This window comes from Arthrobacter sp. 05T410 (assembly GCF_056396505.1).
The window spans coordinates 1-13,342 of sequence record NZ_JBFTLP010000023.1; the positions used below are offsets into that span (position 1 = coordinate 1).

Below are 13,342 nucleotides of genomic sequence, written 5' to 3' on the forward strand. Positions count from 1 at the left end.
CGAGCGGACGTTGAGGGTGTTGGCGGAGCCGGCGGAGGCCAGGCTGGTGGTGCGTATGCGCAGGATCGCGCCGGTCAGTGTTTGCCCGGCCGGGGCTGCCGGGACCTGGAACCGGAGCACGGTCGTGGCGTCCGGTGAGCCGTAGACCGCCAGCGAGCCGCTGGTGCCGAAGTCCGTCGTGGGCGCCGACGCGGAGGTGTAGGTATCCGCCGCACTCTCCACCGCCAGCACCGTCGGTACCGCAAGGGCGGTGGGGGCGGTGATGAACGTCAGTAGGAGCGCCGCGGCTCCGGCAGCGCTAAACCAGCGGATACTTTTCATCAGCGGCCCTTCGACTGGCCGGAAAGACAAAAAATACCGGCTTGGTGACGTTCCCTAGGGGTACTTTGTCATCCCGTGCCTGCCTGAAGTCAATGGGCAGGCCCGCCAGGAAGGGCGTTTGGACGCCAAACCAAAGGTTTTCCCCAGATTGGGCCGGAATCCCGCCGGGCCGCGGCGGAGCGCCAGCGGGCCGCTCAAAGCCCCGGGCGCAGCCCGATCGCGGCAAAGACGGGCGCCATCTGCCGGGAGGTCGGCAGCGACGCGATCACGATCCCGTCGAGTTCGCCATAGAAGGCTTCGCGGGCCCGGGCCAGCGCGGCCCGGAGCCGGCATTCGGTGATGAGCGGGCACGTCCCGCCCGTGGCAATGCAGTCGGCCGGGTCCATGCGGGTGTCGAGTTGCCGCAGCAGCTGGCCGACCGTTGCGGTCCGGCCGGCGCTGCTCAGCCGGGATCCGCCGTTGCGGCCGCGTTCGACGTCGATCAGGCCCAGTGCGCGCAGCTTCGCCATCGCCTTGCTGACGTGGTTGTACGGCGTGCCGACAGCGTCGGCGATGCTCTGGGTGGTCAGGAGCCCGCCGTCCGGAGCGGCCGCGAGCACCAGCAAAGCGCGAAGGCTCACATCGGCGAACGCATTGATCTTCATATCCCCAGCCTAAGGGCGGTCTAGTCCACCCAGACGGCGGGCTCGTTGGTATCGGCGGCCAGCTGGCCGAACTCGAGTTCGTGCGTCCCGGTCTTCGCTGCGTAGGGCAGTACGGCGGCGAACAGGGAGCCGTCCTGGTGCTCTGCCGCGACGTGGATGGCGTCCGAGTCTTCCTCGAGCAGCGTGATGTCGCAGACGACGGCGGCGGCCCGGAACTCTTCCCGGTGCTGCCGGAGCAACTCGTGGAGGTCCCGGATCATGGCGTCCGCGTCGAAGTCGGCGTCCGATCCGTCGCTCGCGTCCGCGGGTGTCACGGCCACCAGCCGGACTTCGCCGTCGTTCTGCACCACCAGGGCGAAGGGCAGGAAGCCGCCGTTGCGTTCCAGCTGCTCCTGCGCGGCACCGACGCCGGTGCCGAGAAGGTTCTCCAGGTCCGTGGCGCTGGCGTCCGGCACGGACTCGCGCCAGGATCCGGTGTTGGCGGATTCTTCCGGGTGTACTGCCACCGTTAGCCCCGGACCAGCGCCAGGACGCGGTCGCGGACGCGTTCCATGGTGGCGGCGTCCGTGGCTTCAACGTTGAGGCGCAGGAACGGTTCGGTGTTGGACGGGCGCAGGTTGAACCAGTAGCTGCCGTCGGTGGCGATGAAGGTGCTGCCGTCGAGGTAGTCGACCTCGACGTCCTCGTCGTGGAAGTCCTCGCGGACCCGCTCGACCGCGGCGGCCTTGTCCTCGATTTCCGAGTTGATCTCGCCGGATGACCGGTACGGCTCGTATTCGCGGCCGAGTTCGGAGAGCGGGCCCTCCTGTTCGCCCAGGGCGGCGAGGACGTGCATGGCGGCCAGCATGCCGGTGTCCGCATTCCAGAAGTCGCGGAAGTAGAAGTGGGCCGAGTGTTCCCCGCCGAAGATGGCCCCTTCCGCGGCCATGACGGCCTTGATGAAGGAGTGCCCCACGCGGGTGCGGACGGGCCGACCGCCGTGGCGTTCGACGAGTTCGGGCACCGCCCGGGAGGTCAGCAGGTTGTGGATGACGGTGGGCGTGTCTTCACCGAGGCCCTGGGCACGGGCGATTTCGCGGCGGGCCACCATGCCGGTGATGGCCGACGGCGAGACAGGCTCGCCCTTCTCATCGATCACGAAGCAGCGGTCGGCGTCGCCGTCGAAGGCCAGGCCGATGTCCGCGCCGTGTTCGACGACGGCGGCCTGCAGGTCGCGCAGGTTTTCCGGTTCCAGCGGGTTGGCCGGGTGGTTCGGGAAGGATCCGTCGAGCTCGAAGTACAGCGGCACGATCTCCAGCGGAAGCTTGGGCAGCAGGGCATCGCCAAGCACGGCCGGGGTGGTGAGGCCGGCCATGCCGTTGCCGGCATCCACCACAACCTTCAGCGGCCGGGAACCGCGCAGGTCCACCAGGGAGCGCAGGTACTCCGCGTAGCCCTTGAGGACGTCCTGCACGCCAATCAGGCCAGTGCTGCCGGCCGCGGGGATGGCGCCGGCGTTGAGGTATTCCTCGGCGCGGGCCTGGATTTCCATGAGCCCGGTTTCGGAGGAGATCGGCACGGCACCGGCCTTGGCCATCTTGATGCCGTTGTATTCGGCCGGGTTGTGGCTCGCGGTGAACGTGGCGCCGGCGGCGTTGAGGGCCCCGCACGCGTAGTAGAGCTCGTCGGTGGAGATCAGGTCCAGCAGCTGGACGTTGGCGCCGCGGGTGGCTGCGCCGTTCGCGAAGGCTTTGGCGAACTCGGGGGAGGAGGGGCGCATGTCCCCGCCCACCAGCACGGTCTGCCCTGTGAGTTCCAGAACGTCGACGAAGGCGGCACCGACGGCTTCGACGATCTCCGCGGTGATGGATTGCCCCACGATTCCGCGCACGTCGTAGGCCTTGAACGAGGTCGAGAGGTCAAAAGTCTTTGTCTTGTCCGTAGTCACGCGTCTTATCTTACGTTGCGGCCCTGACGCGCCGGCCTGTCCCCGCCCTTGTCTACACGCCGGATTGTGCACATAGCGGGTACCGGCTTCGTGGCTGTCGGAGGGGGCTGGGATACTGAAGCAATGGCCAGTAACCAGAACGCCCTTTCCAGCACGGCCCTAGCCGGCACCCCATCCTCGACCCGGGAACAGGCCCAGAATGTACTGCGGGAGCTCGTGGGCCATCCTGAAGCCGAGTTCCATGACGGCCAGTTCGAGGCCATTGAGGCCCTGGTCGACGGCGGCAGGCGGGCCCTGGTGGTGCAGCGCACCGGCTGGGGGAAGTCGGCCGTGTACTTTGTTGCCTCCCTGCTGTTGCGCCGCCGCGGCGCCGGGCCCACCCTGATCGTGTCCCCGCTCCTGGCCCTCATGCGGGATCAGGTCGCGGCCGCGGCGCGGGCCGGGGTGCGGGCGGTGGCGATCAACTCAGCAAACCAGCTGGACTGGGACACTGTCCGCGAGCAGCTCGCCGCCGATGAAGTGGACGTCCTGCTGGTCTCGCCCGAACGCCTCACCAACCCGTCCTTCCGGGAAAACCAGCTGCCCGAGCTCGTCCGCCGGACCGGTCTGCTGGTGATTGACGAGGCCCACTGCATCTCGGACTGGGGCCACGACTTCCGCCCCGACTACCGGCGCATCGCGGACCTCATCACGCAGCTCCCGGACACCGTCCCGGTGCTCGCCACCACCGCCACGGCCAACTCCCGGGTGGTGCATGACATCGAGGAACAGCTCGGCAAGGACGTGCTCACCATCCGTGGCGCCCTGGGCCGGGATTCGCTCCGGCTCGGTGTCCTGACCCTGCCCGATTCCCGCGAACGCCTCGGCTGGCTGCTGACCCACCTGCAGGATCTGCAGGGCAGCGGCATCATCTACACCCTCACCGTGTCCGCCGCCGAGGACACCGCCCGCCTGCTGGCTGAGGCGGGGCACGAGGTCCTCGCCTACACCGGCCGCACGGACCCCGCGGACCGGGAACGCGCCGAGCAGCTCCTGAAGGACAACCAGGTCAAGGCGCTCGTGGCCACCTCCGCCCTCGGCATGGGTTTCGACAAGCCGGACCTCGGCTTCGTGGTGCACCTGGGCGCGCCGTCGTCGCCGGTGGCGTACTACCAGCAGGTGGGCCGCGCCGGCCGTGGCGCGGCCAACGCCGACGTCCTGCTGCTGCCGGGATCCGAGGACCGCGACATCTGGCAGTATTTCGCCACCGCATCCATGCCGTCCGAGGAGAAAGCTGCCGCGGTCCTGACGGCCCTCGCCGAGGCAGGCACGGCGGTGTCCACGGTGGCGCTCGAAGCCCGGGTGGACCTGCGCCGCACCCCGCTGGAGCTGCTGCTGAAAGTCCTGGCCGTGGACGGCGCCGTCGAACGCGTCGGCGGCGGCTGGCGTTCCACGGGACAACCCTGGAACTACGACGCCGAGCGGTACGGCCGGATCGCCGAGGCCCGGGTGGATGAACAGGACTCGATGGTCATCTATCAGGACACGGCCGGCTGCCGGATGGAATACATCACCTCGGTGCTGGACGATGAAACGGCCCGCGCCTGCGGCCGCTGTGACAACTGCGCGGGCCGCTGGTTCCGCGCCGACATCGCCGAGGACGCCACGGAGACCGCCGGGCAGACCCTGCGCCGGGCCGGCGTCGTCCTGGAACCGCGGCTGCAGTGGCCCAGCGGCATGGACCGCCTGGGCGTGCCGGTCAAGGGCAAGATCAAGCCGGATGAGGCCCTCGCGGACGGCCGGGTGCTGGCGCGCCTGACGGACCTTGGCTGGGGCGGGGCCCTGCGGGAGGCCTTCGCCGCCGGTGCGCCCGACCGGCCCGTGGACCCGGGCATGCTTCAGGCCTGCGTCCAGGTGCTCCGGGAGTGGGGCACCGGAGATGCCCGGACCGCTGGCTGGAGCGGGGCCGGCCGGCCTGCCGCGATCATCAGCCTGCCCTCCCGCGGGAAGCCGTTGCTGGTGGATTCCCTGGCCCGCGGGATCTCGGAGATTGGCCGCATCCCGTATCTGGGCCAGCTGCAGCTCAATCACGGCGGACCCACCGGCGGCCGCGGCGGGAACAGCGCCTACCGGCTCGCCGGCGTCTGGGACCGTTTGGTGGTGGGGCCGGAGCTGGAGGAGGCCCTGGCTGGAATTTGTGGCCAGAGCGTCATGCTGGTGGACGACCTCGTGGACAGCCGCTGGAGCCTGACCGTTTCCGGGCGGGCCCTCAGGCTCGCGGGCGCCGGCGCCGTTCTGCCGCTGGTGCTGGGCCAGGCCGGCTGACCTCAGCGCCGGCGTGGCGGGGGAGGGCCAGGCTGTCCAGGGTGCTCAGGAGCATCAAGACCGCGATGGCCAGGAACGCCGCCCGGTACGGCGCCGCCGGATCACCGGCGACCCCGGTGGATCCCGCGCGGCTGCCTGCCTCGAAGACCCGCAGCAGGAGTGCCCCGACCGCGATCCCGGCCGCGGTGGCGAGCTGCACGAGCGTCGCGGAGACGGCGTTGGCGGACGGCAGCTGGGCCGGGACGACGTCGGCGTACTGCACGGATGCGTACGCCGAGAATCCGATCGAGCGGAACGCCCCGCTGGCCACCAGCACCGCGACAATCAGCGGTTCCGGCGTGCCGGCGTCGAGCAGCGCGCACAGCGCAAAAGTGGCCGCGGAGGCCAGCGACGCGAACACCAGGACGGGCTTGAACCCGAAACGCCGGATCAGGGGCGTCGTGGCGGGCTTGATCCCGATGTTCCCCACGAACACGGCCGACACCATCGCCCCGGCGCGCAGCGGGTCCCAGCCGAAACCGACCTGGAACATCAGCGGCAGCAGGAACGGCACCGCGCTGATGGTCAGGCGGTACACAAAGCCTCCCGTCGCCGTCGCGCGGAACGTCCGCGTGCCGAAGACGGACAGATTGAACAGCGGCGTGCTGGTCCGCCGCATCCAGGCCGCGGCGGCGGCCAGGAACAGCAGGCCCGCAGCGATCCCCGCGGCCGCCAGCAGTCCGGCGTCCCGGCCGCCCATCAATTCCAGGCCGACCAGCAGGGATCCCACCCCGAGCGTGGTCAGGACCAGTCCGAGCCAGTCCAGGCGCCGCGTGCTGTCGCCGCGGACTGGGGGGACCAGGCGCAGCGCGGCCAGGAAGGCCGCCAAGCCCAGGGGGAGGTTGACCAGGAAGATCCAGTGCCAGGACAGGTAGGTCGTCAGCGCTCCGCCCACCAGCGGGGCGAGGACCGGGGCCAGCAGCCCGGGCCACACGAGGAAGGCCGTAGCGCGCAGCAGATCCTTCTTCGGGGTGCCGCGGAGCACCACCAGCGTGCCCACCGGGACCATCATGGCGCCGCCGGCACCCTGCAGGACACGGCTCAGCGTCAGCATGGTCAGGTCCTGGCTGAGCGCGCAGAGCAATGACGCGGCCGTGAAGATAGCGATGGCAAGACAGAACACCCGGCGGGCACCGAGCCGCTCCGCGAGCCAGCCGCTGAGCGGGATGCCCATCGCCACCGTCATCAGGTAGGCGGTCATGGTGATGTTCACGTCGGCGGCCGGCACCGCGAAATCGGCGGCGATACTGGGTATGGCGGTCGTCAGGACGGTCCCGTCGAGGAATTCCATGAAGAACGTCGCGGCCACCAGCAGGGCCAGCCGCGGGCTCCAGCTGCCCCCGGCCGGGTCCGCGCCGCGCGGGGAGGCGTTCATGCGCGTGTCTCCACGGTCCGGTTCACCCATAGCGCCGGTTCACCCATAGCGCAGGCTCATCCATTGCACCGGTTCACCCATGGCGCAGGGGTGGTTCCGATTCCAGCACAGCCACGGCGGCGTTGTGTCCGCCGATTGCACTGACGGCGCCGCCGCGGCGGGCGCCGGAGCCGCAGAGCAGGATCTGCGGATCATCCGTCGCCACGCCCCAGCGGCGCGCCGGGGTGTCCAGCGGTTCGCCGTCCTCCACGAACGGCCAGTCGAGGCCGCCGTGGAAAATGTTGCCGCGGGGCATCCCGACGGCGCGTTCGATGTCCAGGGTGGTCTTGGTTTCAATGCAGGGCCGCCCGTCCGGATCCGTCATGAGCAGATCCTCGACGGGCTCAGCCAGGACGGAGTTCAGGGAGGCCAGGACGGCCGCCTGCAGTTCGGCGCGGCGGTCCTCGTTGTTCTCCGCCGTGACCAGCCGGTCCGGGACGTGCAGGCCAAAGACGGTCAGCGTCTGGGCGCCGGCGGCCTGCAGTTCCGGGGACAGGATGGTGGGGTCGGTCAGCGAGTGGCAGTAAATTTCGCACGGCAGCGGCGAGGGCACGGACCCGGCCGCGGCGGTGCTGTAGGCGGCGTCGAGCTGGGACCAGGTCTCGTTGATGTGGAACGTCCCGCCGAACGCGGCCTCGGGGCTGACGGATCCGTCCAGCAGCTCCGGGAGGCGTTTGAGCAGGAGGTTGACCTTGACCTGCGCACCCTCGCGCTGATGGTTCGGATTGGGGCCGGCGGCGGCGCCGGCTGACAGATCGGCGGCAGGCCGGCCGCGCAGCCGGTCGAGGACCACCGGCGCCACATTGGACAACACCCACCGGGCGGAAGACGAATGGTCCCGCCCGCCGTGGCGGTAGTCCACGGCGCCGCCGGGCCGGACGGCGGTCACGTCCGCGGAGGTCAGGATGGTCGCGCCGGCGTCGCGCGCGGCCCGCTCCAGCTCGCCGGAGACCGCGCCCATGCCGCCGACCGGCACGTCCCAGTCCCCCGTCCCGCCGCCGATCAGGTGGTAGAGGAAGCAGATGTTTTGCTGCAGGTCCTCATCCTCAGCCCGGGCGAAGGTACCGATCAGCGCATCCGTCAGGACCACACCACGGACCAGGTCGCTGCCCAGCTCCCGGCTGATCGCAAGTCCGATGGGATGTTCGATCATGGCCTCCCACGCCGCGTCGGCCCCGGCCCGGGCGGCTAGGCCCCGCGCCGCGGACCGCGCCAGCAGCGGCGCGGTCATGGTGGGCCAGAGTGCCTCCGTGAGCTGCCGGCACGCGGCGTAGAACGCGGTGAAGGCGCCGAACTCGCCGTCGGGAGCGCCGACGGCGGCGAACGACGCGGCCGTGGCGGCCTCGTCCCCGTTGTCCACCAGCAGGGCCCGGCTGGCATCCGCGGGGTCCGGGGTGTAGGAGGAATAGCGCCGCCGCGCCAGCGTGATGCGCAGGCCGAGGTCGTCGATGATCTGCCGGGGCAGGAGGCTGACGAGGTACGAATAGCGCGAGAGGCGGGCGTCGACGCCGTCGAACGCGTGCGCGGATACCGCTGCGCCGCCGGCGTGTTCCAGCTTTTCCAGGACCAGGACGTCCCGCCCGGCCTTGGCCAGGTACGCGGCCGCGGCCAGTCCGTTGTGGCCGCCGCCGACGATGATGGCGTCAAATTCCGTGTTGCTCGACATGGGCCTATCCTGCCATCCGGATCCGCCGGTGGGCGTGAGGCGTCCGGCCACCGGACGGGCTGGGGCGGGGGACATGACTGCTGGGGGCAGACCAGCGCGACTGAACTACGTCGATCCGCCCTGATCTGCCCGGGAACGCAAAAGGCCCCGGTCCGAGGACCGGGGCCAAACGCGGAGACGGGGGGATTTGAACCCCCGGTGGAGTTGTGCCCCACACTTCATTAGCAGTGAAGCCCATTCGGCCGCTCTGGCACGTCTCCAATTGCTAATAACTAGCCAACCAAGGATACGCAGAAGGTGCCACGCAGTGCAAAACGGCCGCTCCGGAGCAACGCGGGGTCAGATCCGGCCCATGCGGGGCCTCCGGTTGGGCGCTAAGTGACCCCGCGTTGCTTGGGTGTGGGACTTACGCCTCGGTGCCGGCGAGGGCCCGCCACAGGAAATGCTGGCTGCGGCTTTGCAGGGCCGCCGCCTGCCGGTTGTCCGAAGCCCCCGCGTGGCCGCCCTCGAGCGCCTCGTGGAACCAGACATTGGGGATGCCCATGGCCTGCATGCGGGCCGCCATCTTCCGGGCCTGGACCGGCCCCACCCGGTCATCCGAAGTCGCCGTCCAAATAAACGTCTCCGGGTAGTCCACGCCGTCCTTGAGCAGGTGGTACGGCGAAAACGTCTTCAGGAACTCCCACTGCTCGGGCACGTCGGGGTCGCCGTATTCGCCGATCCAGGAATAGCCCGCGGACAGTTTGGTGTACCGGCGCATGTCCAGGAGCGGGACCCCGCAGGACACGGCGCCAAACAGCTCCGGGTACTGGGTGAGCATGTTGCCCACCAGCAGTCCGCCGTTGGAGCCGCCCACGCAGCCGAGCCGCTGACGGGACGTGACGCCGCGGGAGATCAGGTCCTTCGCGACGGCGGCGAAGTCCTCGTACGCCCGGTGGCGGTTGCCCTGCAGCGCGGCGCGGTGCCAGTCCGGCCCGTACTCGCCGCCGCCGCGGATGTTCGCCACCACGTAGACGCCGCCGCGGCGGTGCGTGCCCTCGCCCTCTACGCCGCTGGACTCCGCGGTCCGCCGCTCCAGCCATGCCCGGCCGATCGCGCCGCTGTACGCCGGCGTCCGCGAAATCTCGAAGCCGCCATAGCCGGAAAGCTGGGTCGGGTTCTGGCCGTCCAGCACCAGGTCCTTGGAGGCCACCTGGAAGTACGGAACCATCGTGCCGTCGCTGGAGGCCGCGAAGTGCTGCTGGACCTCGTAGCCCGCCTCGTCGAAGAATGACGGGGAGGTCCGGATCACCTCGTGCGTGCTGGTCACGCCTTCGGCAGCCCCGCAGTCACTGTCGCGGGCGAGTGTCCCGCGGGTCAGGGTGGTCGGCGTCGTGAAGCCGGTGGCCACCAGCCAGAAGTCGTTCCCTGCACCCGGTGCCTCGCCTTCGGCGACCGAGGCGGCGCCGCCGGTACCGTCGTCGTCCGAGCCTTCGGCGTCGTCTTCGTCATCCACCGCGAAGGCATTGACGTCGTGCAGGGGCGGGCAGGCGTCCAGCACGGTGGCGGCCCACGCGGCGTCCGTACCGGGGCGCCGCGGATCCAGGACGTGGATCTCCGAGGACACGTCCCGGAGCAGGTTCAGCAGCAGGAAGTCCCGCGTCCAGCTCCAGGACTGCAGGGAGGTGTGCGGATCGGGGGTGAAGAGCACGGCGAGGTCCCGGGAGCCGGCGAGGAAGTCCTCGAAGCCGGCCGCGAGCAGGGAGCCCGCCGGGTGGGTGGTGCCGTTGACGGTCCAGTCACGCTGCGGGCGGAACAGCAGCCATTCACGGTGCGAGCTCAGGTTCACGTCCGCCGGCACGTCGATCTGCACCCATGCACCATCGCGCAGCACCGAGGTGTTCTTCTCGAAAAAGCTGATCCAGTCGACGGCAAACGTGCGTTCGAAGCCCGGCGTGGAGTCGTGGGCCACGATCGCCATCATGTGGTCCTCGGGAATGTCGAACAGCTGCTCGGCCTGGGCCAGGGACTCGCCGCGGCGCAGCTTCACCCCGGTGCGGGCATACGACGAGGTGGTCCGCGGCAGATCGTGGGCGGTGGTGGCGACCAGCAGGGTGTCCCCGTCCAGCCAGGAGGCGTTGCCCTTGCCGGTCGGGAGGTCGAAGCCGCCGTCGGCCGGGTCCACGAAGCCGCGGGCCTCGACGTCGAACTCCCGGTGGCGGTTGGCGTCCCCGCCGTCGGGGGAGAACGCCAGCAGGGCCCGCCGGTGGGGTTCACCCGGGGCCGGGCGGAGGAAGTTGGCGCCGTGGAAGACCCAGTCCTGGTTCTCGGCGGCGGCGAGGGCGTCGACATCCAGCAGGACATCCCACTCGGGGGTCCCGGCCCGGTAGCTGTCCCAGCTGGTGCGCCGCCACAGGCCCCGGGGGTTGTCCCGGTCCTTCCAGAAGTTGTAGTACCACTCGCCGTGCTTGCCCACCATGGGGATCCGGTCGGTGGAGTCGAGGACCTCCAGGATCCGGCCTTCCAGATCGGCGTAGTCGGCGTCCTCGAGGAGCTCCTCGGTGCGGGCGTTCTGTTCACGGACCCACGCCAGCTGCTCCTGGCCGTAGATGTCCTCCAGCCAGATGTTTTCGTCGACGGGTTCGGGGGAAGTCCCTCCAGCAGGGAGGGCGCCGGTGGCCTCGCCGGACGCGGACGGGTGGTCAGCTTCTGTGGTGGTCATTTTCCCATCCAAGAACATCGGTGCGGCAGTGGCAAGTCACACCGAGGTCAAGCCGGCGGCCGGTTGCCGATACGCTGGATGCCGTGGGCATATCTCGAAGCATCCGGACGGCAGTGATAGGCGCCGGTCCCCGGGGCACGAGCGTTCTGGAACGGCTCCTCGCCAACTGGGCCTCCGCCGGCTCCGCGGGCACCCTGCACATCGACGTGGTGGACCCTTATCCGGCGGGCCCGGGGCACGTCTGGCAGCCCGGACAGTCGCGGCTGTACCTGATGAACACGCAGTCCTTCTATCCCACCGTGGTCCCCGAAGACCCGGAACTCGTGCCGCCCCTGGCCGGGCGCACATTCGACCAGTGGCGTGAACTCCAGCAGGCCCACCCGCACCCTTCGCTCACTGACGACGAACGTGCCGAGCTCTCACGGCTCGGCGAGGCGGACTTCCCCAGCCGGGCCCTTTACGGCCGTTACCTGCGGTCCACCCTCGAGGAACTGCTCACCGTGCTGCCGGCCGGCGTCAGCGTGGACTTCCACGCGGCGAGGGCGACGTCCGTCCGCCACGCCGCCGCGGAGGCCGCCGCGGCGCCGGGCCCGGACCTGGCCGCCTCCGGGCCGGCCGGCGCGGAGGACGCTGCGGTGCGGTTCGACGTCGTGCTCGACGACGGCACCATACTTACCGTCGACTCCGTGGTGCTGGCCGTGGGCCACCTCGACGCGCGGTTGAACCCTGAACAGCGGGAGCTGCTTTCCGCGGCGGAGGAACTCGGTCTCCTGTACGTGCCGCCGGCGGCGCCCGCCGACGTCGACTGGTCCCGGGTGCCGGGAGGCAAACCTGTCCTGGTGCGCGGCATGGGCTTGAACTTCTTTGACGTGATGGGACAGCTGACGGAAGGGCGCGGCGGCCGGTTCGTTGCCGGAGAGGGCAACGCTGAACTGACGTATCTGCCGTCCGGCCGCGAACCGCTCATCATCGCCGCCTCACGCCGCGGCACCCCCTACCGGGCGAAGGCGACACTCACCGGCTACTACCCCGGAACGGTCCGGCTGCGCTACTGCACTGAGGGCGCGATCGCGAAGTTCGCCGACTCCGGAATCCGGCCCTCCTTCGACTACGACCTCTGGCCGCTCCTGCATCGGGACGCGGTCTGGGCCTACTACTCCACGCTCGCGCGCTCGCAGCCCGACGCCATCCTGACCGGCCCGGCCGAGTTCCTGCGCGCCCTGGACGAGTCTTTGCGGCCGCACGCTCACTCGACCGTCAAGTGGGAGCACACGGCGGAATCGGTGATTGCCGTCCATGTCCGGGCATCCCGCCGCCTGGACCTGCTCGGCCTCGCGGCGCCCCTGGCCGGGCGCTCGTTTGACTCCAGAGCCGAACTGGACGCCGCCGTCGTCGACTACCTGCTCGACGACGCCCGGCGCTCGGCCCTTGGTGAGGACGATCCGGTGAAGATGGCGATCGGCGCGCTGCACCACGGCCGGGCCGTGCTCAAGACCGCTGTGGCCGATAGCGGCATCACGGACGAATCCTGGGTCGCGGGCCTCCGGGGCTGGTTCGAATCATTCGTGGAAGGCCTGGCGAGCGGTCCGCCGGCGCTGCGCTCCGCGCAGCTCGCGGCACTGGCCCGGGCGGGAATCGTGCGCTTCGTGGGCCCTGACCCCAAGTTCGGCGTGGACCGGCGGGCCCGGATGTTCACTGCGGCGTCACCATGGGTGGGCGGCGGAATGGATGAAAGCGCCGACGGCGGGGCGGAAGGTGCCGCGATGGAGCCTGCCGGCATCGGTGGTGCTGCCGCGGGCGGTGCTGGGGTCCGCGGTTTTGTGGGCAGTGCCGGCGTGATCGGTGTTGGATCAGGGACGGCGCACGCGGGTGCGGTAAGGGACCGGACGGAGAACGCTGTGTCCGGATTTGGGGCGGCCGCCGCGTCCGGTTCCGGGGCGGGTGCCGTGTCCGCGGCGGCGATGATCGAGGCGCTGGCCCCGGCCAACCGGGTGGCCGTCAACTCTTCGCCCTTGTTGGAGCAGTTGCTCGCCGAGGGGCTGGTGCGGCCGCGCCTCATGATGAGCGTGGAGGGGACCCCGGTGCAGACTTCCGGGCTGGACGTCGTCCCGCATCCTTACCGGCCGCTGGGTGCCAATGGGTCCGTGACGCCGGGGCTTTACGTGCTCGGGCTTCAGCTCTCCGCCACGCAATGGGGCACGGCCATCGCCGCCGAGGCCCGGCCGAAGACCGGCCCGGTCTACCGCAGCGGCCAGCGCACCCTGCGCGACGCCGACGAGATCGCCCGCGACATCCTGGCCTCCTAGCCCGCACCCCCTAGCCCGCA

General features: G+C 70.3%; 9 protein-coding genes and 1 tRNA gene. 2 read left to right on the forward strand and 8 right to left on the reverse strand.

Features of this window, described 5'->3' with window-relative positions; all coding sequences use genetic code 11:
- The 4 genes from AC1DFR_RS19150 to AC1DFR_RS19165 form a co-directional block, all read right to left on the reverse strand.
- Positions 1–321, reverse strand: a 321-nt coding sequence (locus AC1DFR_RS19150) for a CBM96 family carbohydrate-binding protein (protein WP_476874196.1), incomplete at its 3' end; no start/stop codon positions are given.
- A gap of 194 nt (positions 322–515) precedes the next feature.
- Positions 516–965: an RrF2 family transcriptional regulator gene (locus AC1DFR_RS19155; protein WP_230009078.1), complete on the reverse strand. Its 450-nt coding sequence runs from the start codon at positions 963–965 to the stop codon at positions 516–518.
- A gap of 20 nt (positions 966–985) precedes the next feature.
- On the reverse strand, positions 986–1,471 hold the full coding sequence (locus tag AC1DFR_RS19160; RefSeq protein WP_476860413.1) for a hypothetical protein: 486 nt from the start codon (positions 1,469–1,471) through the stop codon (positions 986–988).
- 2 nt (positions 1,472–1,473) lie between these two features.
- On the reverse strand, positions 1,474–2,892 hold the full coding sequence (locus tag AC1DFR_RS19165; RefSeq protein WP_223914399.1) for a phosphomannomutase/phosphoglucomutase: 1,419 nt from the start codon (positions 2,890–2,892) through the stop codon (positions 1,474–1,476).
- Between the two features lie 123 nt (positions 2,893–3,015).
- Here AC1DFR_RS19165 and AC1DFR_RS19170 point away from each other — a divergent pair, with 123 nt between their 5' ends.
- Complete coding sequence (locus tag AC1DFR_RS19170; protein WP_476874197.1) at positions 3,016–5,196, forward strand: RecQ family ATP-dependent DNA helicase; 2,181 nt, start codon at positions 3,016–3,018, stop codon at positions 5,194–5,196.
- Here AC1DFR_RS19170 and AC1DFR_RS19175 read toward each other — a convergent pair.
- The 4 genes from AC1DFR_RS19175 to AC1DFR_RS19190 all read right to left on the reverse strand — a co-directional run bounded on the left by AC1DFR_RS19175 (position 5,141) and on the right by AC1DFR_RS19190 (position 11,016).
- Positions 5,141–6,610, reverse strand: coding sequence for an MFS transporter (locus tag AC1DFR_RS19175; protein WP_476874198.1), 1,470 nt, complete (start codon positions 6,608–6,610; stop codon positions 5,141–5,143). The two genes, AC1DFR_RS19170 and AC1DFR_RS19175, sit on opposite strands and share 56 nt — an antisense overlap.
- A gap of 73 nt (positions 6,611–6,683) precedes the next feature.
- The gene (locus tag AC1DFR_RS19180) at positions 6,684–8,315 is read right to left on the reverse strand and encodes a phytoene desaturase family protein (RefSeq protein WP_476874199.1); all 1,632 of its coding nucleotides are present in this window, start codon (positions 8,313–8,315) and stop codon (positions 6,684–6,686) included.
- 172 nt (positions 8,316–8,487) lie between these two features.
- A tRNA-Ser gene (locus tag AC1DFR_RS19185) sits at positions 8,488–8,575 on the reverse strand.
- Between the two features lie 146 nt (positions 8,576–8,721).
- Complete coding sequence (locus tag AC1DFR_RS19190) at positions 8,722–11,016, reverse strand: prolyl oligopeptidase family serine peptidase (RefSeq protein WP_476874200.1); 2,295 nt, start codon at positions 11,014–11,016, stop codon at positions 8,722–8,724.
- 83 nt (positions 11,017–11,099) lie between these two features.
- Between AC1DFR_RS19190 and AC1DFR_RS19195 the strand changes: the two genes are divergently transcribed.
- Positions 11,100–13,322 carry an FAD/NAD(P)-binding protein gene (locus AC1DFR_RS19195; RefSeq protein WP_476874201.1) on the forward strand — a complete coding sequence of 741 codons (2,223 nt, stop codon included), beginning with the start codon at positions 11,100–11,102 and terminating at the stop codon, positions 13,320–13,322.
- Positions 13,323–13,342 lie beyond the last annotated feature (20 nt).

What these genes read in the sequence shown, in the direction of transcription:
- AC1DFR_RS19175 (WP_476874198.1), bottom strand. Translation starts at nt 6,610, where the DNA reads ATGAACGCCTCCCCGCGCGGCGCGGACCCGGCCGGGGGCAGCTGGAGC.
- AC1DFR_RS19170 (WP_476874197.1), top strand. Translation starts at nt 3,016, where the DNA reads ATGGCCAGTAACCAGAACGCCCTTTCCAGCACGGCCCTAGCCGGCACC.
- AC1DFR_RS19190 (WP_476874200.1), bottom strand. Translation starts at nt 11,016, where the DNA reads ATGACCACCACAGAAGCTGACCACCCGTCCGCGTCCGGCGAGGCCACC.
- AC1DFR_RS19155 (WP_230009078.1), bottom strand. Translation starts at nt 965, where the DNA reads ATGAAGATCAATGCGTTCGCCGATGTGAGCCTTCGCGCTTTGCTGGTG.
- AC1DFR_RS19180 (WP_476874199.1), bottom strand. Translation starts at nt 8,315, where the DNA reads ATGTCGAGCAACACGGAATTTGACGCCATCATCGTCGGCGGCGGCCAC.